The organism is Hylemonella sp. P2_B10 (assembly GCF_056404875.1).
Map to the genome: position 1 here is coordinate 273639 of NZ_JBFUDE010000003.1, position 24944 is coordinate 298582.

Here is a 24944-nt window from a genome sequence, read left to right on the forward strand (position 1 = left end):
GCTCAGCATGCCCGTTACGGCGCGGGGCTGCAAGGCGGCAACGGGTATTACGCCGCGACCAAGGGGAAAGGCGCTGGGGAAGCCACTTGCAGCAGAAAACCGGGCAGGCAAAACAAAAGGGCGGATGATTGCTCATCCGCCCTTGTGGGGCGCCCGCCGATGTTGCGACGGGCAGGCTTTGAAGAAGCGGTTGCTTACTTCTTGGTGGCGCCAGCTTCGCCAGCGACGGCGGGGGTCTTGGCGGCAGAAGAACCTTCAGCCTTGCGGGTGGCCTTGCCGTCTGCCTTTTCGGTGGCGGTGGCGGTGGCCTTGGGGGCTTGCTTGGCACCGGCGGCGTCGCCTTCAGCCGTGGGGGCCTTGGCGGCAGCAGCGCCTTCAGCCTTGCGCTTGGCCTTGCCGTCAGCCTTTTCGGCGGCGGTGGCGGTGGCCTTGGGGGCTTGCTTGGCGCCGGCGGCTTCGCCTTCAGCAACCGGAGCCTTGGCGGCGGCAGTGCCTTCAGCCTTGCGCACGGCCTTGGCATCGGAAGCAGCGGGGGCGGCGGCTTGGGCGTAGGCGCTGACGGCCAGCAGTTGAGCCAGGGCGACGCTGATAGCGAGGGTTACTTTTTTCATGTCGAGAGGTCCTTAATGATTGAGAATGCGTAACAAAGAGTACCGGCAGCCACCAATGCGCCATCCCGGGCTTGGAAACTGACAGGTATTCTAGGTCAGTAACGGCGCAGCCCACCATTCTGTTGACGCGCGCCGCCCGGCCTGCACAGGATTTGCATCTTGCGCGCAACACCGCATGGCCGCTCATTTGCTGCGCCGCAGCATGACTCATCGCGTACCGCAGCCGAAACCGGGGGTTTGGTGTCCGGCGGGGCTGTGCTGATAATGCCTTGCATGCCAGCCCCTATCGCCCTTGTCTTGCGCACCGGCTTCATGTGCATCACGCTGGTCGGCCTGACGGCCTGCCAGCAGCAGGCGCGCGACAGCTTTCCCGGTTATGCCGAGGCCGACTACGTGCGCCTGGCCGCGCCGCTGGGCGGCACGCTGGCCAAGCTGTACCTGAAGCGGGGCGACGCCGCCGCCGCCGACGCGCCGGCCTTTGTGCTGGAGCAGCAGAGCGAGGCCGCAGCGCGGCAAGAGGCCGAAGCCCGCCAGCAGCGCGCGCAAGAGCTGTTGACCAACCTGCAGCGCGGCAAAAGGCCGGACGAGATTGCCGCGCTGGAGGCGCAGCGTGCGCAGGCGCAGGCGGCCCTGGATTTGTCCAACGCCGAATACAAGCGCGTGGCCGACCTGGTGGCCAAGCGTTTCAACTCACCCGCCAGCATGGACCAGGCGCGCACCGCGTTGGCCAGCGACCAGGCCAAGGTGCGCGACGTCGACGCCCAGCTGCGCCTGGCGCGCCAGGGCGCGCGCGACAACGAGGTCAAGGCCGCCGAGCAGGACCTGAAGGCCGCGCAGGCGCAGGTGGAGCAGGCCCAGTGGCGAGTGGGGCAAAAGACGCAGAAAGTGCCGCAGGCCGGCGACGTGGTGGATGTGCTGTACCAGCCCGGCGAGTACGTGCCGGCCGGCGCCCCGGTGTTGACGCTGCTGCCACCAGAAAACGTCAAGGCGCGCTTCTTCCTGCCGCAGCCGCTGCTGGGCAGCGTGGTGCTGGGGCAAGAGGTGCAACTGAGCTGCGATGGCTGCGGCGCGCCCATCGCGGCCAAGCTCAGCTTCATCGCCCGCGAGGCCGAGTTCACCGCGCCGCTGATCTACAGCCAGGAGAACCGCGCCACGCTGGTGTTCATGGTGGAGGCCCGGCCCGCACCGGCCGACGCGCGCCGCTTGCACCCCGGCCAGCCGTTGGAGGTGCGCCTGGCGGCGCGCGGCAAACAGGCGGGCCAGTGAACAGCGCGGCCACCGGCGCGCCCGCAACGCCAGCGCCGCCGCCGGCTGGCGAGCCACCGGTGATTGACGTGCGCGGCCTGACCAAGCGTTATGGCGACCGCACCGTGGTGGACCACTTTGACATGCAGGTGCCCAAGGGCCGCATCTACGGCTTCCTCGGGCCCAATGGCAGCGGCAAGACCACCACCATCCGCATGCTGTGCGGCCTGCTGACGCCCGACGAAGGCGAGGGCACCTGCCTGGGCTACGACATTCGCACACAAGCCATCCAGATCAAGCGCGAGCTGGGCTACATGACGCAGCGCTTTGGCCTTTATGAAGACCTGAGCCTGGAAGAAAACCTGGACTTCATCGCCCGCGTGTACGACGTCCGGGACCGCCCGCAGAAGGTCACCGCCACGCTGGAGCGCCTGGGCCTGGACAGCCGGCGCAAGCAGTTGGCCGGCACGCTGTCGGGCGGCTGGAAGCAGCGCCTGGCGCTGGCCGCCTGCCTGATCCACGACCCCAAGCTGCTGCTGCTGGACGAGCCTACCGCCGGCGTGGACCCGGCCGCGCGGCGTGACTTCTGGGACCAGATCCACGACTTGGCGGCGCAGGGGTTGACGGTGCTGGTCTCCACCCACTACATGGACGAGGCCGAGCGCTGCCATGCGCTGACCTACATCGCCTATGGCAAGCTGCTGGCCCAGGGCACGGTGGCCGAGGTGATTGCTGGTGCCGGCCTGGTCACCGTGTCTATCGCCGGCGAGCAACTGATGGAGGTGGCGCACGAGCTGCGCGCCAAGCCGCAGATACGCACCGTGGCGCCGTTCGGCAACGCGCTGCACGCCAGTGCCGGCAATGATGCTGACATGCAGGCCGCGCTGGACACGCTCACGCGCAAGGACCTGCAGGTGACGCGCATAGAGCCCAGCCTGGAGGACGTGTTCATCGCGCTGATGCAGGCGTCGCAGGACAACTTCACGCCGCAGCAAAAAGCCGAAGCGAAGGCGACGTCATGAGTTGGGCCAGAGTCCTCGCCGTATTGATCAAGGAATTCCGCCAGGTGCGGCGCGACAAGCTGACCTTCGGCATGATGGTGGGCGTGCCCATCATCCAGCTGCTGCTGTTTGGCTACGCCATCAACAGCAACCCCAAGCACCTGCCCACGGCGGTGCTGGTGCAGGACCACAGCGAGTTCTCGCGCAGCTTCGTCGCCGGGCTGGAGAACTCGCAATACTTCCAGATCACCAAGCGTTTGCAAAGCCAGGCCGAGGGCGACGCGTTGCTGGCCAATGGCGAGGTGCAGTTCATGCTGGTGGTGCCGGCGGATTTTTCGCGCAAGCTGCTGCGCGGCGAGCACCCTGCGGTGCTGTTGGCCGGCGACGCCACCGACCCCTCGGCCACCGGCAACGCGCTGGCCACGCTGTCAGGTATCGCGCAGACCAGCGTGTTGCGCGAATTGCGCGGCGCCAGCGCCGCCTTGCGCCCGGCCGAGATGCCGTTCGAGGTGCGGGTGCAGCGCCGCTACAACCCCGAGGGCAACACCAGCTACAACGTGGTGCCGGGGCTGATCGGCGTGATCCTGACCATGACCATGGTGATGATGACGGCGCTGGCCATGACGCGCGAGGCCGAGCGCGGCACGATGGAAAACCTGCTGGCCACGCCGGTGCGGCCGTTCGAGGTGATGCTGGGCAAGATCGCGCCCTACATCGTCATCGGTTATGTGCAGGTCAGCGTGATCCTGATCGCCTCGCGCCTGCTGTTCGACGTGCCCATGGTGGGCAGCATCGCGCTGCTGTCCGGGGTGATGGTGCTGTTCATCGCCGCGCAGCTGGCAGTGGGATTCACCTTTTCGACCATCGCGCGCAGCCAGCTGCAGGCCATGCAGTTGACGTTTTTCTACTTCCTGCCGTCCATGCTGCTGTCGGGCTTTATGTTCCCGTTCCGTGGCATGCCGGGCTGGGCGCAGGCGATCGGCGAGGTCATGCCGCTGACGCATTTTTTGCGCGTGGTGCGCGGCATCATGCTGAAGGGCAATACCTGGGCGGACGTCACCACCCACCTGTGGCCCATCGCGCTGTTCATGCTGATCACCGGCCTAGTAGCCTTGTGGCGTTATCGCGAGACCGTGGATTGACGCGCTTACGACGCTGATCACTGCAGACACTGCGGTGGCAAGTTGGTGATTGCCGACGCCGCTGGTGCGCGTGACTCCGCGGATGTCCCCCGGGCCTGCGGCCCTCCTCCTTGATTTCGCTACGTCACGCGCCCCAGCGACATCGGACACGTTGGCGCTCGTGGCAATGGCAGGCCTAAGGCGTTGGCAAGATCAGGTCGTGGTGGCGTTCAGCGCAGCGGCATCAAGGAGGAGGGCCGAAGGCCCGGGGGACAGCCGCGGAGCTGAGCGCCGCCGCGGCCTGATCCCCAAACCACAGTGGCTGGGAGTGCTCGGAAAGCCGGCAGCTCAAGCAGCAGCGCGCCGCGTCCGTCGCGCAGGCGCCGGCTTGCTGGCCACCAGCTTCAGCGGCGCCACCTTCTTCTTGGTGGCGGGTTTGCGGGCGCGCTTTGCGGGCGGCGCGGCAACGGCGGCCTCGGCAACCGTCGGTTTGGCGGTGGCGGTAGCCTTGTGCAGCGCCTTTTGCTCGGCCTTCTCCGCCGCCTTCTCGGCTTCCAGCACCGGCGTCAGCCGCAGCAACTCAGCGTGCGCGGCCTGCATCAGCCGGGCCAACTCGGGCAGGTCGGGCAGGGCCTTGCGGCAGGCGGTCAGGCCGAAGTCCAGCGAGCCGTTGTAGCTCTGCACGGTGACGTTCAGCGCCATGCTGTGCACGGCGATGGACACCGGGTAGTAGGTGATCATCTTGGCGCCGGCCATGTACAGTGCAAACTTGGGACCGGGCACGTTGGAGATGGCAACATTGGCCAGCGGGGGCATGCGGTTGGCCAGCTTGGAGCGGCCGAACAGCGACGCCATGCCGCTGAGCAGCCAGGGTGCGCCTAGTGACGGGAAGTCAGTGGGCGTGACGGACTTGACGCTCGCCGACGTCGCCTTGGCCGCCGAGCTGGAGCGCTTGATGGCCTGCAGCCGTTCCAGCGGGTCGGCGATGTGGCTGGCCATGCTGACGCGCATCATGGACACCTGGTTGTTCATGTCGGTGTTGCCGGCCTCGCGCAGGCTCACCGGCACCGCCGCCAGCATCGGTTCGGTCGGCGCGCAGCCCAGGTCGCCCAGGTAGTTGCGCAGGGCGCCGGAGCAGATGGCCAGCACCACATCGTTCAGCGACGCGTCGTTGGCCTTGCCGATGTGCTTGATCTCCGCCAGCGGCAGCGAGAAGCTGGCGAACAGCCGCTGGTTGGTGATGCTGACGTTCAGCGGCGTCTTCGGTGCAAACCAGTTGGTCTTTTCGGCGCCTTGCACCGCCGGGTTGGGCCGCAGCAATTGGCGCGCGGTGCCTATCATGGCTGGCAGCGTCTTGGCCAGCTTGATGGTCTGCAGCGCGGTGTTCTTCAGCCCGGCGGCGGTCAGCTCGGCAATGCCGAAGTTGTCGGTCGCCATGGCGCGGCGGGGCGGCGCCTTCTTCACCTCGCGCGGCACCGGCCCCAGGTCCATGATGGCATTGGCCAGCACGGCGCCACCGGCACCGTCCAGCGCGCAGTGGTGCACCTTGGAATAGAACGCCACGTGGCGGCTGCCGGGCGGCGCGTTGGCCGGCGTTTCCAGCCCTTCAATGACGTAGAACTCCCACAGCGGGCGACTGCGGTCCAGCAGGCTGGAGTGCAGCCGGCCCACCAGTTTGTCCAGTTGGGCGCGGCTGCCCGGCTTGGGCAGCACGGTGCTGCGGATGTGGTATTCCATGTCCAGGTCGTCGTCGGCCACCCAGATCGGGTTGGCCAGCTCGAACGGCATGTTGACCAGCTTGCGCTGGAAGATGGGCGACAGGTGCATGCGGCTGGCGATGTGCTTGCGCACGTCTTCCAGGAAGTCGCCGTCGTAGCCTGGTGGCAGCTCAAAAATGTTCAGCCCGCCCACGTGCATGGGGGTTTCCGGGGTCTCCACGTAAAGGAAGGTGGCGTCCAGCCCGCTCAGATGGTCCATGGCAACTCCAGATGTTGGGCAACCATCTTGCCAGCTTTGTCCTGGGGCGGGCCACCTGAACGGCATCCTGACAAACCCGCATGGGTTGCCGGGTCGGATCTAAATAAGTTGTTTAAAGATACTAATTTAGTTGCTTTAAGAAACTTTATGGTTTACAGTCAGCGTATGCCGCGCCTGAAACCCAACGATTCCTGCTGTTCCGTCGCCAAGGCCATTGACCTGCTGGGCGAGCGCTGGATGTTGCTCATCGTGCGCGAGGTGGCCTTCGGCACCCGCCGCTTTGACGACTTCATCGCCAATCTGGGCATTGCCCGCAATGTGCTGACCAACCGGCTGGCCACGCTGGTGGCTGCCGGCGTGCTGGAGCAGCAACCGCTGCGCTCGGACGGCCGGCGCATGGGCTACCGCTTCACACCCATGGGTGAAGAGCTGATGCCCATGCTGATCGGCTTCATGCAGTGGGGTGACCGCTGGCTGCAAACCCCGGACAGCGTGCCGGTGCGCGTGCTGGAGCGCGCCACCGGCAAACTGTTGCCGTCCGTGCGCATACGCAACGACGAAGGCAAGGCGCTGGGCCTGCGCGACCTGGACTGGGAACCCGGCCCAGGCGCTGGCCACCCGCAAGTGGCGGCGCTGGTGAAGGCCTACGAAGCACAGCGTGTTGCAACGCCGCGGCCCGTGCCGGCGTCGCCAACAGCCGCCAAACCGGCCCGCAAGGCCGCCGTCAAACGAACCTGAGGAGCTCCGCACCATGAACCTTTACCTGCGCCTGATCTGGACCTGGCTGCGCGCCCGTTTCTTCAAACCCGACATCCAGATGGGTAACACGATAGAAATGCAGCTGCGTGTCTGGCCCAATGACCTGGACATCAACGGCCACATGAACAACGGCCGCTACATGACCATCACCGACCTGGCCCTGGTCGAGTATTTCACCCGCAGCGGCTTTCTGCCGCTGGCGCTGCGTCGCGGCTGGCGGCCCATGCTGGGCGGCAGCCTGATCTCGTTCCGGCGCGGCTTGAAGCCGTTCAAGACCTACACGCTGCGCTTCGCCGTGCTGTGCTGGGACGAGCGCTGGAACTACTTCCGCTTCGAGTTCCAGCACCAGGGCCAGACCATGGCGGTGGGCTACAGCAAGGGTGCGGTGGTGGGGCGCGACGGCATCGTCAGCAGCCTTGAGACCCGTGCCGCGCTGGGCCAGGACCCGGCATCGCCCGCCTTCCCGGCTGCGGTGGCCGCGTGGATAGAAGCCGACCGGCTGGTGCGCGGGGTGGCAGCATGAACGGCATCGTCACATTCACGGCCTGGCTGCTGGTATTGGCCTTTTCGCTGATCGGCGCCATCCACGCCTACTGGGTGGCGGGTGGCCGCTGGGCGCTGGCAGCCGCTGTGCCGACGCTGCCCGGCAAAAGCAATTCAGAACCCCGGCGCAAGGCCTTCAGCCCATCGGGTGCCGCCACGCTGGCGGTGGCGCTGGGCTTGTGGGGCATCGCGCTGCTGGTGGCCATGCGCGCCGGCCTGTGGGCCGATGCCGTCACCCACGTCGCGCTGCAAGGCATGCTGGCCCTGTTGGCGCTGGCCATGTTCGCCCGCGCCGTGGGCGATTTCAGGCTGGTGGGCTTCTTCAAGACGGTGACCGGCTCGCGCTTTGCCTGGTTGGACACGCGGCTGTTCTCACCGCTGTGCGTGGCACTGGGTGCGGGGCTGGCCTGCGTGGCCTTCGCCGGCTAGCCAATAGGCACTACCATTACGTACCTGCGCGCCGCGCAGCCCCACAAGGGCTGCGGGGCGTTTTGCCACAAGCTACTGAAAACGGAACTACCGTACCGCCATCACCATGTCTTCTGCCATTTCACCATCCCCCCTCTCGGATACCCGCCGCTGGGCCTGGCTGCCGCCCGTGGGCAGCTGGGGCTATTACGCGCTGCTTGCCGCCATCGGCATGCTGGTGCTGGGGCCGCTGGGCGGCATCACCGCCGCCTTCATGAACTTTTCCATCGGCTTCTTTGTCGGTGGCCAAGTGCTGGCCGGCATCCTGGGCTCGGTGGTGACTTATGGCTACGGTGCCGAGGGCAAGCACGGCGCCAACTACATCCAGACCACGGCTGCATCCGTGGCCGGCATGATGGCCATGAGCACGCTGATCCAGGCCATGACCTGGATGGGCATGCCCGCCATTCCCGCCTGGCAGCTGATCACCTACATGATGTGCATTGGCATGATGGCCGCCGGCATCGGCATGCTGTACACGCCCATCCTGGTGGAGCGCATGCGGCTGACGTACCCGTCGGGCCTGGCGGTGGCCAACATCCTGCGCGCATTGACCGACCCGGTGCTGCTGAAGCGCTCGGTCGGTCGCCTGTTCGGCGGCATGGGCACTGGTTTTGCCGGCGGCCTGGCGGCGGCCAAGCTGCCGATTCTGGGCGCCATCGACCTGTCGACCTCCACCTTCGGCGCCGGGCTGATCGTGGGCGCCCGCGTCGGCGTGCCGGTGATCGTGGCCGGCGTGATCTTCTGGCAACTGACGCCATATCTGGTCAGTATTGGTTGGCTGCGCGAGGGCGAGCCTTATCGCAAGCTGTCTTTCCTGATTGGCCTGGGCATGGTGCTGGGCGCGGCCATCGTGGACATGAGCCTGATCTTCTGGCGTGCCGTGGCACGCCTGCGCGCCACCGCCGACGGCAACCTGACGCCCGCCCCGGAAGAGCAGCGCACCGGCCCGCGCGCCAGCACGCCGCGACTGCTGGCCTGGGTGGCCTGCTGGACGGTGGCCACCATCTTCTGCGGCACCCAGTTCTTCAACGAGCCGCTGCTGTACATGCTGATCGCCGTGGCCCTGGTCTATGTGTTCGCCATGGTCAACGGCATCTCGCTGGGCCTGACGGACAACAACCCGATTTCGTCGGCCTTCGTGGTCACCGTGCTGGTGCTGGCCAGCATAGGCCTGAAGGACCCGGTGCTGGGCCTGCTGGCTGCCATGGTGGTGTTCATCTCGGCCAGCGTGGCCGGCGACATGCAGCAGGACCGCTCCACCGGCTGGCGTTTGGGCAGCAACCGCACGCTGCAGTTCCGCTTCCAGGTCGTGGGCCTGGTGCTGGGCGCGGTGATGGCGGTGGTGATCGCCAAGCTGTTCATGACCGCCTACCCGGTGCTGAACCTGGACCAGACGGTGATGAGCAAGGATCAGGCACCGGCGCTGTGGACTTCGGCCATGACCTACAAGTTCGTCGGCGCGCTGCGCAGCCTGGCCGACCCGAAACCGTTCCAGACCCACGCCATCCTGCTGGGCATTGGCCTGGGCTTCGCCATCGAGGTGGTGCGCAAGCTGCTGAAGGCAGCGGCCAGCTACAGGCGCTTCGTGGCCAGTGGCAAGGCCGGCTTTGCCACCGATTTCGCGCTGGACGCTTTCCTGCTGCCCAGCCCGTATGCGTTTGCCTTCGGCTGCTTCATCAACTTGCACACCTCGGCCTGGTTCGCCGGCGGCAGCGTGATCTCCAGCCTGGTCAACACCTTCACCAAGCCCAAGGAGGGTGAGGATGCGCTGCCTTCGGACATGAGCTCCACGTCGCTGGTAGGGGGAGGGCTGATCGCCGGTGACGCACTTGCGGCACTGGCGCTGGGGGTGGTCGGCCTGCTGGCGGTGATCTGACGCTCAGGGCGCGGGCGCCAGGTGCCCCCGGTCGAATTTGACCGGGTCGGTGGGCTGCAGGCGCTTGCGGAAGAACTCGGCCCGTTGCTCTTTGTAGTGCTTGCGGGATTCCGGCGTCAGCCAGGGGATGGCGGCTTCCACATACGCCTTGTTGCCGGCCAGCCGGGCCACCAGGGCATCGATCTTGACGATGGCCTCGCGTCCCCAGGGTGTGCGTGGGCACGCAATGCCCGACACCTGCGGTGCCGTGCCGGCAATCGGCACCGCCAACAGGTGTCTGTCCTTGAAGAACCCAGGTTCCGTGTGCTGCCGGTAGGTCAGCGCGAAGTCGTAGTCCACCGTGTAGTCGGCGCGGCTCAGCGCCACCATCTTGAACAGGTTCCCGCCGCCGGACGCCGGCGCCACGAATTCCACGCCGGCATGGCTGCTCTCGTCTTTCAGCAGCGCGTCCACCATGGGCATATAGCTGCGGCGGTGCTCCATCACGCCTCGCAGGGCGGCTTTGCGGAACAATGGGTCAAGCAGCACCTCGCCGGCGGCATTGCGCGGCAGCCGCGGCAGCACGTCGGGCCGGGTGATCAGCTGCAGCGGAATGACGAAGTTGGTGGGCGAAAAATACGCGATGCGCTCGTGCTCCGGCGTCAGCAGCAGGCCGTTGAGGCAGCTTGGTGCGCCGCTGGCCAGCAACGCGATGGCCCGCGGCACGTTGGACACCACGTAGCGGTGCTCCACCTGCGGCCATTGCTGCACGATCATGCGCAGCAGCACGTCGGTGACGCCGTCTGTGGGTTTGCCGTTGACGGGCTTGGCCAACGGCGGGAAGTCCTGCATGAGCCAGGTCATCACGGGCTTCTCGGGCGCCGCCAGGCACAGGCCTGACACCACCAGGGACACGGCCGCCAGCAACCGCGGCAGATGAGCGGAAAACGTCATACCCCGATTCTGCTTCAGGTTTTGCCGCACAATGCCCGCTATGATCACCGTACACCACCTGAACAACTCGCGTTCGCAGCGCGTGCTGTGGCTGCTGGAAGAGCTGGGCCTGCCTTATGAGATCAAGCACTACCAGCGCGACCCGAAAACCATGCTGGCGCCGCCGGAGCTGCGTGCAGTGCACCCGCTGGGCAAGTCGCCGGTCATCACGGACGACGGCAACACGCTGGCCGAGTCGGGCGCCATCATCGAGTACCTGGTGCAGCGGCACGGCGCAGGCCGCCTGAAACCAGCCGACGGCACGCCCGAGCAGCTGCGCTACACCTACTGGCTGCACTTCGCCGAGGGCTCGGCGATGCCGCCGTTGTTGCTGAAGCTGCTGTTCAACAAGATCGAGAAGGCGCCGATGCCGTTCTTCATCAAACCCATCGCACGCGGCATCTCGGCCAAGGCGAAGAAATCGTTCATCGATCCGAACATCCGCGCACAGTTGGATTTCATGGAGGCGGAACTGACGCGCAGCGCCTGGTTTGCCGGTGACGAATTCAGCGCTGCCGACATCCAGATGAGCTTCCCGGTGGAGGCCGCCGCCGCGCGCAGTGGGCTGGACGCCAGCCGGCCCCAGCTGATGGCGTATCTGCAGCGCATCCATGCGCGGCCGGCGTACCAAAAGGCGTTGCAGCGCGGTGGGCCGTATGACTTGCTGAGCTGAGTCTTTGTAAAGCGATTTGGGGGCCAAGAAAGCCTGAATCGCTTTACAGGTCTACCAGATTTGGCGCTTTTGCATAGGCGCCGTAAAGATATGCAAATAGCGGGGTTTTCTGCCTTTATCAGCCGCGCTTGCACCTGTCACTGCCGATATCCAATGGAACTCCTTCAACCCACTGAACGAGGTCCCAGCGATGAACATCAGCAGCATTTCCTCCACCTACAGTGCCTTGGGCACGAGTGCCGTGTCGGCGCCGCAGGTCAGCGGCGACATGCCACCACCGCCGGATGACGATTCCGGCCAGGTGCATCGCCGTCACGGCGGCCACGGCCATGGCCAGGGCGGCAGCCAGATGATGCAGGCCGTAGCGCAGGCGCTGCAAAGCCTGGGCCTGTCGCTGCCTGACAAGACAGAGGCCACCGATGGCGCCACGGCGGTGTCGGCGACAGACGCCGCCAGCAGCGCCACGTCGGCCACCACCAGCAGCGCCACGGCCAGCACCGCAAGCAGCGCTACGGGTGATATCCGCAAGGACATGCACGACTTCATGCACGCGCTGTTCGAGGCGGTGAAGGCCGACAGCAGCGCGGACAACGGTTCTAGCAGCGGCAGCAGTGGCGACAGCGGACAAGGCAACGGTGACCCGCGCGCCAATTTCGCTTCGGGCCTGGCGGCGCTGGTCACGCAGGCCGCCAATGGCAATGCGCCCAGCGAATTGCAGTCGGCGTTCGCCAAGCTGCAGGCCGACCTGACTGGCAGTTCCGGCACAGACACCGGCAGCAGCGACAGCACGGCGACCGCCAGCACGACCAGCGGCAGCGGCAGCGCCGCGCAAGCCACTTTACAGGCTTTATTGACGCAATTGCAGCAAAACCTGGGTTACGGCAGCAGCGCCAGCCTGGCGGCCACCGGCAACGTCATCAGCACCCAAGTCTGAGACGGGGCTGGGCGGACAGCCGGCGGCTGTGTTTCCTTGCTGTAGGCCTTTGCCTGACAATGCATTGCGCCGTACGCCGACTTACCGTCTTGGGGTGGCGGCAGTACAGTGACTTGACCGCGACACAATGCTTGCGGTCAAGGAGCCTGACATGATTACTGCCCCCATTCCACTGAACCCCTTTAGCCTGATGATGGAGCCTGACCGGGTGTTGAAGGCCATGGAGCGCTCCACCGAGTTGCGTCACCTGCGCCGCCGCACGCTGCGGCCGCTGGACAAGCCCGCCATCCCCTACAGCGCCGCCACCCTGCAAGCCATGCAGGACGACGAAGACGAAGGCAACGACGCGCGGGCCATGGCACTGGACGACGACATCGCCCCCTGACCGCGCCCTGCCTTCTCCTCCCTAGAGAGCTTCCCCCAAAACACCCCTGGGTCTGTCCGCATTGTCCGTTCCCACGCGCGCACCTTAAAGTGCGCGGCAGTTGCATGAACGGATTTGCGAGATGGATTTTGACTACATCGTCGTCGGCGGCGGTTCGGCCGGCAGTGTGCTGGCCGCCAGGCTGAGCGAGAACCCCCACGTCAATGTGGCCCTGCTGGAAGCCGGTGGTGCCGACAGCAGCGTGCTGATCCATTGCCCCGCCGGCCTGGCGCTGCTGGCCAAGACGCACCAGCACAACTGGGCTTTCGAGACTGTGCCGCAAGCTGGCTTGAATGGTCGCAAGGGCTACCAGCCGCGCGGCAAGACGCTGGGCGGCTCCAGCTCGGTCAACGCCATGGTCTACATCCGCGGCCAGCGTGAAGACTACGACGCCTGGGCCGCCGCCGGCAACCCCGGCTGGGGTTATGACGACCTGTTGCCCTACTTCAAGCGCGCCGAGCACAACGAGCGCGGCGCTGACGCCTTCCACGGCAGCGGTGGCCCGCTGAACGTGATGGACCTGCGCAGCCCCAACCGCTTTGGCCCGGTGTTTGTGCAGGCCGCGCAGCAGGCCGGTTACCCGCTGAACCCCGACTTCAATGGCGCCAGCCAAGAGGGCGTGGGCATGTACCAGGTGACGCATAAAAATGGCGAGCGCCACAGTGCCGCCAAGGCCTACCTGACGCCCAACCTGGTTCGCCCCAACCTGAACGTCATCACCCAGGCCCACACCACACGGCTGCTGCTGGAAGGCCGGCGCGTGGTGGGCGTGGAATACAGCGTGGACGGCGCGCTGCAAACCTTGCGCGCGCGCCGCGAGGTGCTGCTGTGCGCCGGGTCCCTGCAGTCGCCGCAGGTGCTGATGCTGTCGGGCATTGGGCCTGGCGAGCATCTGCAGAGCCTGGGCATTCCGGTGGCGCACGCCTTGCAGGGCGTGGGCCAGAACCTTCACGACCACGTGGACGTGGTGGCGGTGTACAACGCGCCGGAGCTGACCGAGCTGTTCGGCCTGTCGTTGACCGGCATGGTGCGCGCGTTCAAGGGCATTCAGGAATGGCGGCGCAGCCGCAGCGGCATGCTGACCACCAATTTCGCCGAGGCTGGCGGCTTCATCAAGAGCCAGCCGGGCGTGGCCACGCCGGATTTGCAGCTGCACTTCGTCATCGGCAAGCTGATGGACCACGGCCGCAAGACGGTGTTTGGCCACGGCTATTCCTGCCATGTGTGCCTGCTGCGGCCCAAGAGCCGCGGTGCGCTGACGCTGGCCAGTGCAGACCCGCATGCCGCGCCGTTGATCGACCCCAACTTCCTGGGCGAGCGCGAGGACATGGACGCGCTGCTGCGCGGCTTCAAGCAGATGCGGCAGATCCTGCAACAGCCGGCGCTGGCGGCCTTCCAGGCGCGCGAGGCGGCGATGTCGGCCGGCGCTCAGACTGATGCGCAGCTGGAGCAGTTCATACGCAGCTACGCCGACACCATCTACCACCCGGTGGGCAGTTGCCGTATGGGCAGCGACCCCATGGCCGTGGTGGACGCCCAGTTGCGCGTGCACGGCATGCAGGGCCTGCGCGTGGTGGACGCCTCCGTCATGCCGCAGGTGGTCAGCGGCAACACCAATGCGCCGGTGATTGCGATGGCCGAGAAGGCGGCGGACATGATCCGTAAAGAGGCCATCCTGGCTTAGCCCTCAACTGGCCCTAAACTCCCGGGCCATGCAGACTTACTACCAGGCCACCGCTGACGCGAACCTGCATTTCGCGCCGGCACATGGCGCGCAGGAGATCGACACGTTGGTCATAGGCGGCGGCTACGCCGGCCTGGCCACCGCCTTGAGCCTGTTGGAGCGTGGCCAACGCGACGTGGCTGTGCTGGAAGCTCAAACCATTGGCTTTGGCGCCTCCGGCCGCAATGGCGGTTTCGTGTTTGGCGGCTTCAGCCTGGACAATGCCGCGCTGGCGGGCCAGCTGGGCCTGCCTGCCGCGCGCGGGCTGTACCAGCTGACACTGGACGCGGTGCAGCGCATACGCCAACGCATTGCCACGCATCACATCGACTGCGACGCCCACTACAACGGCGTATTGCTGGCCAACTGGTTTCGCGACGAAGCCCCCTTGCGCGCCTTGCAGCAGCGCATGCAGGACCAGTTTGGCGTCGCCTGGCAGTGGCTGGACCGCGACGCCACGCGCGCCCGGCTCAACAGCCAGCGCTACCACGCCGCGCTGCTGGAGCCCAACGCCTTTCACTTCCACCCGCTGAAGTACGCCCAGGGCGAGGCCCGCGCGCTGCAGCAGGGCGGCGTGCGGGTGCACGAGCACTCGCGCGTGACGGCCATCACGCCGGATGGCGCCGGGTGGCGCGTGGCCACGGCTGATTCGCAATGGCGCTGCCGCCAGGTGGTGGTGTGCTGCGGCGGCTACATCGGCGCGCTGTATCCGGCGCTGGCGCGTGCCGTGCTGCCCATCGCCACCTATGTGATGACCACCGAACCGCTGGGCGAGCAGCGGCTGCGCGAGGCCATGACCACCCCCGCCGCGGTGTACGACACCCGCTTTGCCTTCGACTACTACCGGCCGCTGGCCGACACCCGCATCCTGTGGGGCGGGCGCATTTCCATCCGCGACCTGGCGCCGCCGCAGGTGCAGCGGCTGCTGCGGCGCGATCTGTTGCGGGTCTACCCGCAGTTGGAGGGCGTGCGCATCAGCCATGCCTGGAGCGGGCTGATGAGCTACGCCCGCCACCAGATGCCGCAGATCGGCCGCCTGCCCAACGGCCTGTGGTACGCCATGGGCTTTGGCGGCCACGGCGTGGCGCCCACCACGCTGGCCGGCGAGGTGCTGGCGCAAGCGCTGGTGGGTGAGGCACCCATCCCGGCCGGCTTCGCGGCCTATGGCCTGCCGCGTACTTATGGGCCGCTGGGTCTGGCTGCGGCGCAGGCGCATTACTGGTGGGCGCAGGCCAGGGACGCACTGCGCGAACGCATGTAAAGCGCCGCCACCCTTGCCCCCGGCGCAAGGCCGCCGTATGCTTGGCCGGCCCGCTCAGGAAGACAGCCGAAAGACCGCCATGGACCAAGCCGTACGCGATGCCGCCAGCCCCGCCACCGGTGACAGCAATTCCACCCCGCCAGCCAGCCCGCCGCTGGTGCGCCACATGCGGCAAATCCTGCTTTGGCCGTTGCGCTTGATGCCGCTGCCCGCCACGGAGCCGCGCCGGCCCTGGCAGATTCTGCGCGAGCTGCCCGGCTCGCCCTGGCAGGAGGTGGCCGACGAGTTCACCGGCGACGCCGCCAAGTTCCACGAGCGGCACTACAACGAGTTCGTCACCTTCCTGCCCTATGTGCAGCGTTTCCTGTATGGCGAAGGCCGCGCGCGCCGGGAGGCGGGCCACGGCCACAGCGGCGCGGATTCGCCCATGCGGGTGTTCCGCCGCCATGACGTGGCCGCGGTGCGGGTGCAACCGCGGCCGGGCGACACGCCGGTGCTGCTGAACATCGTGCACGTGGACCTGTACTTCTTCCTCGACGTCGACCTGGTGCTACTGAACGTGGAGGTCAGCACCGACAACCTGCCGTTGCCCCAGGCGCAGGAGCTGTTGTACCGCTTTGGACGTGGCTACCCGGCCGGTTGGGACGCCGAGGGCATGCCCATGCACAGCCCGGCCAGCGTGCAGTGGCTGGGCGCGGACGGCCAGGTGCTGGCGAGCTCGGATGCCCAGGACCGCAATGCCTTCATGTCCCATGTGGCGGAGCACCGGGCGCCGCGCATTGCCCAGCACTGGGCCTTCATGCTGCACCCGCTGATCAACCACCATTCGGGCGAGGCCGGTCTGCTGCGCTACCGCCAGATCGAGTACTACCGCATGCCGCTGATGGGCTATCTGGGGCTGGACGACCCGCGTGCCGTCAGCCGCAGCGAGTTCATCCGCCTGGGCCTGGTCACCGGCGCTAACCCGGAAGACCGCGGCAGCGACAACAGCCTGCCCTATGGTGAGGACCACCTGGCCGACTTCGAGCACCGCTTCTGCTACGACCGTTTCTGGACCCGTGGCGGCACCGCGCCCAACACCCGCTACCTGTGCAGCGGGCATTCGCTGATCGTGGTGGGCGACGCCAATTCCACCTTTTACAGTTGCCGCGACCGTGGCGTGCTGGCGCAGTTCCGCCACCAGCACTTCATGCTGTTCCTGATCGCGCATTTCCAGAAGGCCGCGCTGTTGATGTATTCCGACAAGCTGGTGGAGGCGCTGCAGCAGCTCAACATCCAGGACCCAGACAGCGTGCGCCGCTTCAAGCGCGCGATCCGCAGCAGCTTCGAGAGCTTCTTGCGCTTCACCCACCGCTACTGGTTCCACGAGGTGGCCGAGCAGGCGCAGTCGCGGGCGCTGTTCCACATGTGCGCCAACCACCTGGGGCTGGATGCGCTGCACAAGGAGGTGAAGGAGCGCGTGGCCGACATGAACACCTACCTGGAAGCCGACAGCCTGCGCCGACAGGCCAACACCGTGGTGCGTTTGACTGTGGTGACCATCTTCGGCCTGATAGGCACCGTCACCACCGGCTTTCTGGGCATGAACCTGATCGCCGAGGCCGATGCCCCCATGAGCCGGCGCGTGGTGATCTTCAGCATCGTGTTCGTACTGACCACTCTGTTGACCGTCTACACCATGGCCAAGTCAAAGCGCTTGTCGGATTTCCTGGACAATCTGTCGGACGAGCGCCTGACCGTGTGGCAGAAAACCAAGTCGCTGGCGGCCATCTGGGGCCGCGCACCGCAGGACTGATTGACCGCCCAGGCTCCCCATTTCCATTGTTGTTCAAGACCACCGATGACCGCTGCCTATTCTTCGCTGACCCACACCTTCACCCGCCTTTACCGTTACCAGCACCTGGGCGCCTTCGTCGGCTGGGACCAGGCCGCCATGATGCCACCCAGTGGCAACGACGCCCGCGGCGCCGCGATGGCCGAGCTGCAGGTGCTGATGCACCACACGTTGACCAACAAGGCCCTGCCCAGCCTGATGCAACAGGCCGCGCAGGAGCCGCTGGATGCCCTGCAAAAAGCCAGCCTGCGAGAGATGCGCCGCGACTGGGAGAAGGCCAACCTGCTGCCCGAAAAGCTGGTGGAGGCCAAGGCGCTGGCCGGCTCGCGCTGCGAGCACGCCTGGCGCAGCCAGCGGCCGGCCAACGACTGGAAGGGTTTTCTGGAGAACCTGCGCGAGGTGGTGAAGCTGGCGCGCGAGGAGGCGCACATCCTGTCGCAGGCCGGTGGCTTGAGCCCCTATGACGCGTTGATGGACAAGTACGAGCCCGGCACGCGCAGTGCCGACATAGAGCGCATCTTTGGTGACGTGAAAACCTGGCTGCCCGGGCTGATCCGCCAGGTGCAGGACAAGCAGGCCGGCGAGACCACGCTGGAGGCCAAGGGGCCATTCGCCATCGACAAGCAGCGTGCGCTGGGGCTGGAGATCATGGGCTTGCTGGGTTTTGATTTCAACGGCGGCCGGCTGGACATCTCCACCCATCCGTTTTGCGGCGGCGTGGCCGAAGACGTGCGCATCACCACCCGCTACAACGAGGACGACTTCAAGCGCAGCATGATGGGCATCGTGCATGAGACCGGCCATGCCCGTTACGAGCAGCGCCTGCCGCGCGAGCTGGTGCACCTGCCGGTGGGGCGGGCGCGCTCCATGGGCATCCATGAGAGCCAGAGCCTGTCGTTCGAGATGCAGATTGGCCGCAACCCGGCCTTCCTGCGTCTGATTGCACCGCTGGTGAAAAAGCACCTGGGCGAGCAGCCGGCCTTTGACGCCGACAACCTGGTCAAGCTGTACACCCGCGTCAAGCCCGACTTCATCCGCGTGGATGCTGATGAGTTGAGCTACCCGGCCCACATCATCCTGCGCTTCGAGATCGAGCGCGCGCTGGTGGACGGCGCCATCCAGCCCGACGACATTCCGGCGCTGTGGGACGAGAAAATGATGCAGTACCTGGGCGTGGACACGCGCGGCAACTACCGCAACGGCTGCCTGCAGGACGTCCACTGGACGGACGGCAGCTTTGGCTACTTCCCCAGCTACACGCTGGGCGCGATGTACGCGGCGCAGTACTTCCAGGCGATACGCGCGGCCCATCCGGATGTGGATGCGCGCATGGCAGCCGGCGACCTGTCAGTCGTCTTCAACTGGCTGGAGGCCAACATCTGGAGCCAGGCCAGCCGCTGGGAGACCGATGAGCTGGTGCGCCGCGCCACCGGCGAGACGCTGAACCCGGCGCATTTCAAGCGCCACCTAGAGCACCGGTACCTGGGGGTCTAGCTCGGGCGGGCCGGCCTTGGCGGTGCCCTTGTGCGGCGCCGGCAGGCTGCGCACATTGCGTATCACGGGGTGGCGCCAGGCCCAGGCGGCCAGCAGCAGCGAGCCGATACCGCCAATGCCCAGCGCATAACGCAACCCCAGGTGTTCGCCGACGTACCCGCCCAACAGCGCGCCGGGGCCGGCCGGTATCAGGATCAGCCAGCGCATGGTGCTGGTCATGCGGCCCAGCAGCGGCTCGGGCGTCACCGCCTGGCGCAGCGCCAGGAAGTTGATGAAGATCAGCACCGCACCGGCTGCAAAGCACAGCAGCATGAAAACAAAGGAGACGATGCCCCAGGTGCCCACCGGCGCCAGTGCCAGTTGCAGCCAGCCCACGCCGGTGACGGCAAAGCCCAGCACCAGGCACGGCCCCGGGCCGACGCGGCGCGAAATGCGGTTGCCCAGCGTGCTGGCGGTGATGGTGCCGACACCCAAGCCCACGTAGCACAGGCCGACTTGGTTTTCGTTCAGCCCCAGCTCGCGTGTGGCCACCAGGATCTGCACCACCATCGCGCACTGGTGCCACAGCTGCCAGCAACCCACTGCGGTGGCCAGCGACACCAGCAGCTTTTGGCTGCGCACGAAGTTCAGGCCCTCTTTCAGGTCGCGCCAGAAGTGCGCGTCTTCCTTGGTCTTCAGGTTTTCGGTGACTTTCAGGCCGCGCAGGATCCACACGCTCCAGAACAGCAGCGCGGCATCGGCCAGCAGCGCGAACGGCGCGCCCACCACCTTGATCAGCGCGCCGGCCACGCCCGGCCCCGCCACCTCGGCGCCGGAAGAAGCCAGCGCGTTCTTCGCGTGCGCCTCCACCAGCCGCTCGCGCGGCACCACCTGCGTCAGCACGATCTGCGCTGCGGTCCCGGCGGTGACGAACACGCAGCCAATGGCAAACGCCACGCAGTACATGTAGGGCATGCTGAGCCAGCCCAGGTACCAGCACAGGGGCACACTGGCCAGCACCACGCCGATCATGCCCTCGCCGGTCACGTAGACCGGCAGCTTGCGCACCCGGTCCAGCCACACGCCGGCAGGCAGCGACAACAACACGAAAGGCGCCAGCTCCACCGCGGTGAGCACGCCCATCTGCGACGGCGTGGCGTGCAGCAACACGGCGGCTGTCAGCGGCAGCGCCAGCATGGTGATCTGGCCTCCGAAGGAGCTGATCAGGATGGACGACCACAGGCGCCGGTACGTGGCATCACGCAACAGGTCCTGGGGCGGCAGCGCGAACCGGCTAGGCCACCATTTGAGCAGCCAGGAATGCCAGCGGCGCCCTGCGCTTGTGGCTTTGGGCGACATGAATGTGAACGGGAGTGCAACGGCGCCTGGCGTGGGTAACGACGGCGCCTTGGTATGTGCTCCATTCTAGCGAAGCTGTCGTGACCGCGTTGTGGCGGGGGACACGCTTTTTGTTTCTTCACGCATGCGGTTCGCTGGTGGCATTGGGTTGATGTCGTTTGGAGCACGATGTTTGGCGTGTTGATCCGGCCGCCACGGCACTCCGCTCCGCGGCTGTCCCCCGGCCCTGCGGGCCTCCTCCTTGATGCCGCTGCGCAGAGTGCCATGACGACCTGATCCTGCGAACGTGGCTGGTTGGCGTTCCGGCATTCAGGCGTTCCGGCGCGGCGTGCGCCAATTGATCCGATGTCGCTGGGGCGTGTGGCGGAGCGGAATCAAGGAGGAGGGCCGAAGGCCCGGGGGACATCCGCGTAGCCACGCGCCCCAGCGGCGTCGGCAGCCAGCAACCTTCGTCGGGAACACTGGCCCACAACGCGCGCAGAGCTACGCGGCAACGCAGCTCAGCAGGATGTCAACAAGCTCGCCCGGCGCCGTGATCATCGGATCATGCCCGGTGCGCATCTCCACCACGCGCGAACCCGACAGCCATGCGCCGCCCCAGAACTCGCGGCTGGCCACGCGCGGGCGTATCGCGTCTATCGTGCCCAGCGACGGCGCGACGCAGCTGATGAAGGTGCGCGGCAGGCTGGCCACGCGCTGCTCGTCGAACTGCAACGCGGCCTCATAAGGCTGGGCGGGTTGCGGGGTCTGGCGGCGCTTGACCCAATCGTAGTCATCACCGGAGAGGCCGAACACTGCGGGGTCCGGCGCCGGGAAGGCGTTCAGCGGCGAGGCTTTCGCGGCTTCCAGCCGTGCATTGCGGGTCGTGGGCGCATGCGTGCTGCCCCAGGCTTCGCCCGGCTTGGGCACCACGGCGTCCACGTAGACCAGGTGCGACAGGCGAGGGGTCATGCGGTCGGCCACGGCGGTGACCAGCATGCCGGCGTAGCTGTGGCCCACCAACACCACGTCGCGCAGTTCTTCGGCTTCGATGGTCTGCATCACGTCGGTGATGTGCGTCTCCAGCGTGATGTCGGCACTCAGCAAATGGGCGCGGTCGCCCAGGCCGGTCAGCGTGACAGCGTGCGTGCGGTGGCCGGCACGCATCAGCGCCGGCAGCACGCGCTGCCAGCACCAGGCGCCGTGCCAGGCGCCGTGTACGAGAACGAAATTGGCCATGATGACGGTGGCTCCTTCAGAGTGGCACCGCGGACGGCGCCTGCTTCGTCACATGTTGCGCCGGTACTGACCACCCACCTCGAACAGCGCACTGGTGATCTGGCCCAGTGAGCACACGCGCACCGCGTCCATCAGCACCTCGAACACGTTCTGGTTGTCGATCACGGCTTGCTGCAGCCGCTTGAGCATCGCGGGTGCCTTGCCGGCGTGGTGGGCGTGGAAGTCGGCCAGGCGCTTGAGCTGGCTCTGCTTCTCTTCCTCGGTGGAGCGGGCCAGCTCCAGCTTGTCCTGCACGGCGTCGCCATGCGGATTGCGGAAGGTGTTGACGCCGATGATGGGCAGCTCGCCGGTGTGCTTCAGCATCTCGTAGTGCATGCTCTCGTCCTGGATGCGGCCGCGCTGGTAGCCGGTTTCCATCGCCCCGAGCACACCGCCGCGTTCCGCGATGCGCTCGAACTCGGTCAGCACAGCTTCCTCCACCAGTTCGGTCAGCTCTTCAATGATGAAGGAACCTTGGTTCGGGTTTTCGTTCTTGGCCAGGCCCCACTCGCGGTTGATGATCAGCTGTATCGCCATCGCGCGGCGCACGCTGTCTTCGGTGGGGGTGGTGATGGCCTCGTCAAACGCGTTGGTGTGCAGGCTGTTGCAGTTGTCGTAGATGGCGATCAGCGCCTGCAAGGTGGTTCGGATGTCGTTGAACTGGATTTCCTGCGCATGCAGGCTGCGTCCCGACGTCTGGATGTGGTACTTCAGCTTCTGGCTGCGTTCGTTGGCGCCGTACTTCTCTTTCATGGCCACCGCCCAGATGCGGCGTGCCACCCGGCCCATCACGGTGTATTCCGGGTCCATGCCGTTGCTGAAGAAGAAGCTCAGGTTGGGCGCGAAGTCGTCGATGTGCATGCCGCGCGCCAGGTACGCCTCCACAAAGGTGAAGCCATTGCTCAGCGTGAAGGCCAGCTGGCTGATCGGGTTGGCCCCGGCCTCGGCGATGTGGTAGCCGCTGATGGACACCGAATAGAAATTGCGTACGCCGTGGTGCACGAAATACTGGGCGATGTCGCCCATCACCTTCAGGCTGAATTCGGTGGAGAAGATGCAGGTGTTCTGGCCCTGGTCTTCCTTCAGGATGTCGGCCTGCACCGTGCCGCGCACGTTCTCCAGCACCCATTCGCGTATCTTCTGCGCCTCAGTGTCTGTGGGCTCGCGGCCATTGTCGGCCTTGAACTTGTCCAGGTTCTGGTCGATGGCGGTGTTCATGAACATCGCCAGGATGCTGGGCGCCGGGCCGTTGATGGTCATGGAGACCGACGTGGCCGGGTTGCACAGGTCAAACCCGCCGTACAGCACCTTCATGTCGTCCAGCGTGGCGATGGACACGCCGCTGTTGCCCACCTTGCCGTAGATGTCGGGTCGCGGCGCCGGATCGGCGCCGTACAGCGTCACCGAGTCAAAGGCGGTGGACAAGCGCTTGGCCGGCAGGCCTTCGCTGAGCAGCTTGAAACGCGTGTTGGTGCGGAAGGCGTCGCCCTCGCCGGCGAACATGCGGGTCGGGTCCTCGCCCTCGCGCTTGAAGGCGAAGGTGCCGGCGGTGTAGGGGTAGCTGCCCGGCACGTTGTCCAGCATCAGCCACTTCAACTGCTCGCCGTGGTCTTCAAACTGCGGCAACGCCACCTTGCGGATGACCGTGCCGGACAGCGATTTGACGGTCAGCGCGGTGCGGATTTCCTTGTCGCGAATCTTCACCACGTACTCGTCACCGGCATAGGCCTGCTGCATCTGCGGCCACTGGGCCAGCAGCTTTTTCGCCGTCGGATCCTGCACCGCCTCGCGCTGCTCGGCCAGGTCAATGGCCGCCTCGGCGGCGCGCGCCTTGTCGGGTTTGCCCACGGTCAGCATCTGGGCCGCCGCGCGCAGTTGCTGGATTTCGCGCGCCAGCTTGGCCTGCTCGCGGGCACGCTGCTTGTAGCCGCGCACCGTGTCGGAAATTTCGGCCAGGTAGCGGGTGCGCGCTGCCGGCACCACCGGCGTCTGGTTGGTGCTGGCACGGCCGGCCACGTGCGGCAGCATGCCGTCCTTCAGCGCCAGGCCCAGTGCGGCCAGCCGGCGCTTCAGCGCCTGGTACAGCGCGGTGACGCCGTCGTCGTTGAAGCGTGCGGCCATGGTGCCGAACACCGGCATCTGGTCGGCCGGGGTGGTCCAGGCCTCCTTGTTGCGCTGCACCTGCTTGGAGACGTCGCGCAGCGCGTCGGCCGCGCCCTTGCGGTCGAACTTGTTGATGGCCACGAATTCGGCAAAGTCCAGCATGTCGATTTTCTCGAGCTGGCTGGCGGCGCCGAACTCGGGCGTCATCACGTACATGGGCACATCCACATGCGGCACGATGGCGGCGTCGCCCTGGCCTATGCCCGAGGTCTCGACGATGATCAAATCAAAACCGGCGCACTTGCAGGCCGTCAGCACATCGGGCAGGGCGGCGCTGATCTCGCTGCCGAAGTCCCGCGTGGCCAGGCTGCGCATGAACACGCGCGGCCCGGCCTGCCAGGGGCTGATGGCGTTCATGCGGATGCGGTCGCCCAGCAGCGCGCCGCCGCTCTTGCGGCGCGACGGGTCGATGCTGATGACGGCGATGCGCAGCGCGTCGCCCTGGTCCAGGCGCAGGCGGCGGATCAACTCGTCGGTCAGCGACGATTTGCCAGCACCGCCGGTGCCGGTGATGCCCAGCACGGGCGTCTTGGTGTTGGCGGCCTGTGCACGCAGTGTCTCCAGCAGCTTGGCATCGGCCTGGCCGGCCTCCAGCACCGTGATCAGCTGCGCCAGCGCGCGCCAGGCGGCCGGCTCGCCACCTTGGATGGCTTGGATACTCTTGGGGGCGTGGGCTGACAGGTCCTTGTCGCACCGCATCACCATCTCACCGATCATGCCGGCGAGACCCATGCGCTGGCCGTCTTCGGGGCTGTAGATGCGTGTCACGCCATAGGCCTGCAGCTCGCGGATTTCCGGCGGCACGATGACACCGCCACCGCCGCCAAACACCTGGATGTGTTCGCCGCCACGTTGTTTCAGCAGGTCCACCATGTACTTGAAGTATTCGACATGGCCGCCCTGGTAGGAGCTGATGGCGATGCCCTGCACGTCTTCCTGCAGCGCGGCGGTCACCACTTCATCGACACTGCGGTTGTGGCCCAGGTGGATCACCTCGGCGCCCATGCCCTGCAGGATGCGGCGCATGATGTTGATGGCGGCGTCGTGGCCGTCGAACAGGCTGGCCGCGGTGACGAAACGCACCTTGTGCGTGGGGCGGTAGTTGGCGAGGGCCTTGAATTCGGCGGACAGGTCGGTCATGGCGGGCTTCCAGAACCGGCGCCCCAGCCGGCACCCTGGGGCAGGGGCCTGGCCGCGCGCCGTCAATTGACGTTTACGTAAACGTCAATCTTACTGCTTTTCCCGTTCGGCGGGGCCACTGCGTACT

The 24944-nt window shown here is 66.5% G+C and carries 20 protein-coding genes; 14 read left to right on the forward strand and 6 right to left on the reverse strand.

The features are described from left to right. Positions 1–194 precede the first annotated feature (194 nt). Entirely contained in the window at positions 195–611 is a 417-nt protein-coding gene (locus AC1DX2_RS13775) for a hypothetical protein (RefSeq protein WP_477196930.1), read from the reverse strand. A gap of 273 nt (positions 612–884) precedes the next feature. On the opposite strand from AC1DX2_RS13775, the gene AC1DX2_RS13780 reads away from it, so the two are divergent. The 3 genes from AC1DX2_RS13780 to AC1DX2_RS13790 are packed head-to-tail and all read left to right on the forward strand — an operon-like array spanning position 885 to position 3999. After that, positions 885–1877: an HlyD family secretion protein gene (locus AC1DX2_RS13780; protein ID WP_477196931.1), complete on the forward strand. Its 993-nt coding sequence runs from the start codon at positions 885–887 to the stop codon at positions 1875–1877. Beyond that, on the forward strand, positions 1874–2878 hold the full coding sequence (locus AC1DX2_RS13785) for an ABC transporter ATP-binding protein (protein ID WP_477196932.1): 1005 nt from the start codon (positions 1874–1876) through the stop codon (positions 2876–2878). The genes AC1DX2_RS13780 and AC1DX2_RS13785 overlap by 4 nt, the downstream gene beginning before the upstream one ends. After that, a complete protein-coding gene (locus tag AC1DX2_RS13790) occupies positions 2875–3999 on the forward strand; it encodes an ABC transporter permease (protein WP_477196933.1) in 1125 nt (374 codons plus the stop codon). The genes AC1DX2_RS13785 and AC1DX2_RS13790 overlap by 4 nt, the downstream gene beginning before the upstream one ends. 327 nt (positions 4000–4326) lie before the next feature. Here AC1DX2_RS13790 and AC1DX2_RS13795 read toward each other — a convergent pair whose 3' ends face one another. After that, positions 4327–5955 (reverse strand): WS/DGAT/MGAT family O-acyltransferase, encoded by a 1629-nt coding sequence (locus AC1DX2_RS13795; RefSeq protein ID WP_477196934.1) that lies wholly within the window; start codon positions 5953–5955, stop codon positions 4327–4329. Positions 5956–6120: 165 nt separating this feature from the next. On the opposite strand from AC1DX2_RS13795, the gene AC1DX2_RS13800 reads away from it, so the two are divergent. The 4 genes from AC1DX2_RS13800 to AC1DX2_RS13815 all read left to right on the forward strand — a co-directional run bounded on the left by AC1DX2_RS13800 (position 6121) and on the right by AC1DX2_RS13815 (position 9604). Next, positions 6121–6693: a winged helix-turn-helix transcriptional regulator gene (locus tag AC1DX2_RS13800; RefSeq protein ID WP_477196935.1), complete on the forward strand. Its 573-nt coding sequence runs from the start codon at positions 6121–6123 to the stop codon at positions 6691–6693. 13 nt (positions 6694–6706) lie between these two features. Then, positions 6707–7237: a thioesterase family protein gene (locus AC1DX2_RS13805; RefSeq protein ID WP_477196936.1), complete on the forward strand. Its 531-nt coding sequence runs from the start codon at positions 6707–6709 to the stop codon at positions 7235–7237. Continuing rightward, positions 7234–7686: a DUF3995 domain-containing protein gene (locus AC1DX2_RS13810; protein WP_477196937.1), complete on the forward strand. Its 453-nt coding sequence runs from the start codon at positions 7234–7236 to the stop codon at positions 7684–7686. Before AC1DX2_RS13805 ends, AC1DX2_RS13810 begins: the two co-directional genes overlap by 4 nt. 106 nt (positions 7687–7792) lie before the next feature. Continuing rightward, positions 7793–9604 (forward strand): OPT/YSL family transporter, encoded by a 1812-nt coding sequence (locus tag AC1DX2_RS13815; RefSeq protein WP_477196938.1) that lies wholly within the window; start codon positions 7793–7795, stop codon positions 9602–9604. 3 nt (positions 9605–9607) lie between these two features. Here AC1DX2_RS13815 and AC1DX2_RS13820 read toward each other — a convergent pair whose 3' ends face one another. Beyond that, positions 9608–10537: a TIGR02285 family protein gene (locus AC1DX2_RS13820; RefSeq protein ID WP_477196939.1), complete on the reverse strand. Its 930-nt coding sequence runs from the start codon at positions 10535–10537 to the stop codon at positions 9608–9610. 40 nt (positions 10538–10577) lie between these two features. On the opposite strand from AC1DX2_RS13820, the gene AC1DX2_RS13825 reads away from it, so the two are divergent. From AC1DX2_RS13825 to AC1DX2_RS13855, 7 genes are all read left to right on the forward strand, one after another. Then, positions 10578–11249 carry a glutathione S-transferase family protein gene (locus tag AC1DX2_RS13825; RefSeq protein ID WP_477196940.1) on the forward strand — a complete coding sequence of 224 codons (672 nt, stop codon included), beginning with the start codon at positions 10578–10580 and terminating at the stop codon, positions 11247–11249. Between the two features lie 190 nt (positions 11250–11439). After that, the gene (locus AC1DX2_RS13830) at positions 11440–12183 is read left to right on the forward strand and encodes a hypothetical protein (protein WP_477196941.1); all 744 of its coding nucleotides are present in this window, start codon (positions 11440–11442) and stop codon (positions 12181–12183) included. A 151-nt stretch (positions 12184–12334) separates the two neighbouring features. Beyond that, a complete protein-coding gene (locus tag AC1DX2_RS13835) occupies positions 12335–12568 on the forward strand; it encodes a hypothetical protein (protein WP_477196942.1) in 234 nt (77 codons plus the stop codon). A 121-nt stretch (positions 12569–12689) separates the two neighbouring features. Then, entirely contained in the window at positions 12690–14291 is a 1602-nt protein-coding gene (locus AC1DX2_RS13840) for a GMC family oxidoreductase (RefSeq protein ID WP_477196943.1), read from the forward strand. A gap of 28 nt (positions 14292–14319) precedes the next feature. Beyond that, positions 14320–15591 (forward strand): NAD(P)/FAD-dependent oxidoreductase, encoded by a 1272-nt coding sequence (locus AC1DX2_RS13845; protein WP_477196944.1) that lies wholly within the window; start codon positions 14320–14322, stop codon positions 15589–15591. A gap of 166 nt (positions 15592–15757) precedes the next feature. Beyond that, positions 15758–17386, forward strand: coding sequence for a magnesium transporter CorA family protein (locus AC1DX2_RS13850; protein ID WP_477197683.1), 1629 nt, complete (start codon positions 15758–15760; stop codon positions 17384–17386). Positions 17387–17431: 45 nt separating this feature from the next. After that, positions 17432–18919, forward strand: a complete 1488-nt coding sequence (locus tag AC1DX2_RS13855; protein WP_477196945.1) for a carboxypeptidase M32 — start codon at positions 17432–17434, stop codon at positions 18917–18919. Here AC1DX2_RS13855 and AC1DX2_RS13860 read toward each other — a convergent pair. The 3 genes from AC1DX2_RS13860 to icmF all read right to left on the reverse strand — a co-directional run bounded on the left by AC1DX2_RS13860 (position 18893) and on the right by icmF (position 24817). After that, positions 18893–20164 carry an MFS transporter gene (locus AC1DX2_RS13860; protein WP_477196946.1) on the reverse strand — a complete coding sequence of 424 codons (1272 nt, stop codon included), beginning with the start codon at positions 20162–20164 and terminating at the stop codon, positions 18893–18895. The two genes, AC1DX2_RS13855 and AC1DX2_RS13860, sit on opposite strands and share 27 nt — an antisense overlap. Before the next feature lie 576 nt (positions 20165–20740). Then, positions 20741–21475, reverse strand: a complete 735-nt coding sequence (locus tag AC1DX2_RS13865) for an alpha/beta fold hydrolase (RefSeq protein WP_477196947.1) — start codon at positions 21473–21475, stop codon at positions 20741–20743. 48 nt (positions 21476–21523) lie between these two features. Further along, positions 21524–24817 (reverse strand): fused isobutyryl-CoA mutase/GTPase IcmF, encoded by a 3294-nt coding sequence (gene icmF, locus AC1DX2_RS13870; RefSeq protein WP_477196948.1) that lies wholly within the window; start codon positions 24815–24817, stop codon positions 21524–21526. Between the last annotated feature and the right edge of the window lie 127 nt (positions 24818–24944).

Excerpts from the sequence above, each read along its gene's own strand:
- AC1DX2_RS13775 (WP_477196930.1), bottom strand. The coding sequence starts at position 611 with ATGAAAAAAGTAACCCTCGCTATCAGCGTCGCCCTGGCTCAACTGCTG.
- AC1DX2_RS13780 (WP_477196931.1), top strand. The coding sequence starts at position 885 with ATGCCAGCCCCTATCGCCCTTGTCTTGCGCACCGGCTTCATGTGCATC.
- AC1DX2_RS13790 (WP_477196933.1), top strand. The coding sequence starts at position 2,875 with ATGAGTTGGGCCAGAGTCCTCGCCGTATTGATCAAGGAATTCCGCCAG.
- AC1DX2_RS13795 (WP_477196934.1), bottom strand. The coding sequence starts at position 5,955 with ATGGACCATCTGAGCGGGCTGGACGCCACCTTCCTTTACGTGGAGACC.
- AC1DX2_RS13800 (WP_477196935.1), top strand. The coding sequence starts at position 6,121 with ATGCCGCGCCTGAAACCCAACGATTCCTGCTGTTCCGTCGCCAAGGCC.
- AC1DX2_RS13805 (WP_477196936.1), top strand. The coding sequence starts at position 6,707 with ATGAACCTTTACCTGCGCCTGATCTGGACCTGGCTGCGCGCCCGTTTC.
- AC1DX2_RS13810 (WP_477196937.1), top strand. The coding sequence starts at position 7,234 with ATGAACGGCATCGTCACATTCACGGCCTGGCTGCTGGTATTGGCCTTT.
- AC1DX2_RS13815 (WP_477196938.1), top strand. The coding sequence starts at position 7,793 with ATGTCTTCTGCCATTTCACCATCCCCCCTCTCGGATACCCGCCGCTGG.
- AC1DX2_RS13820 (WP_477196939.1), bottom strand. The coding sequence starts at position 10,537 with ATGACGTTTTCCGCTCATCTGCCGCGGTTGCTGGCGGCCGTGTCCCTG.
- AC1DX2_RS13825 (WP_477196940.1), top strand. The coding sequence starts at position 10,578 with ATGATCACCGTACACCACCTGAACAACTCGCGTTCGCAGCGCGTGCTG.
- AC1DX2_RS13830 (WP_477196941.1), top strand. The coding sequence starts at position 11,440 with ATGAACATCAGCAGCATTTCCTCCACCTACAGTGCCTTGGGCACGAGT.
- AC1DX2_RS13835 (WP_477196942.1), top strand. The coding sequence starts at position 12,335 with ATGATTACTGCCCCCATTCCACTGAACCCCTTTAGCCTGATGATGGAG.
- AC1DX2_RS13840 (WP_477196943.1), top strand. The coding sequence starts at position 12,690 with ATGGATTTTGACTACATCGTCGTCGGCGGCGGTTCGGCCGGCAGTGTG.
- AC1DX2_RS13845 (WP_477196944.1), top strand. The coding sequence starts at position 14,320 with ATGCAGACTTACTACCAGGCCACCGCTGACGCGAACCTGCATTTCGCG.
- AC1DX2_RS13850 (WP_477197683.1), top strand. The coding sequence starts at position 15,758 with ATGCGGCAAATCCTGCTTTGGCCGTTGCGCTTGATGCCGCTGCCCGCC.
- AC1DX2_RS13855 (WP_477196945.1), top strand. The coding sequence starts at position 17,432 with ATGACCGCTGCCTATTCTTCGCTGACCCACACCTTCACCCGCCTTTAC.
- AC1DX2_RS13865 (WP_477196947.1), bottom strand. The coding sequence starts at position 21,475 with ATGGCCAATTTCGTTCTCGTACACGGCGCCTGGCACGGCGCCTGGTGC.
- icmF (WP_477196948.1), bottom strand. The coding sequence starts at position 24,817 with ATGACCGACCTGTCCGCCGAATTCAAGGCCCTCGCCAACTACCGCCCC.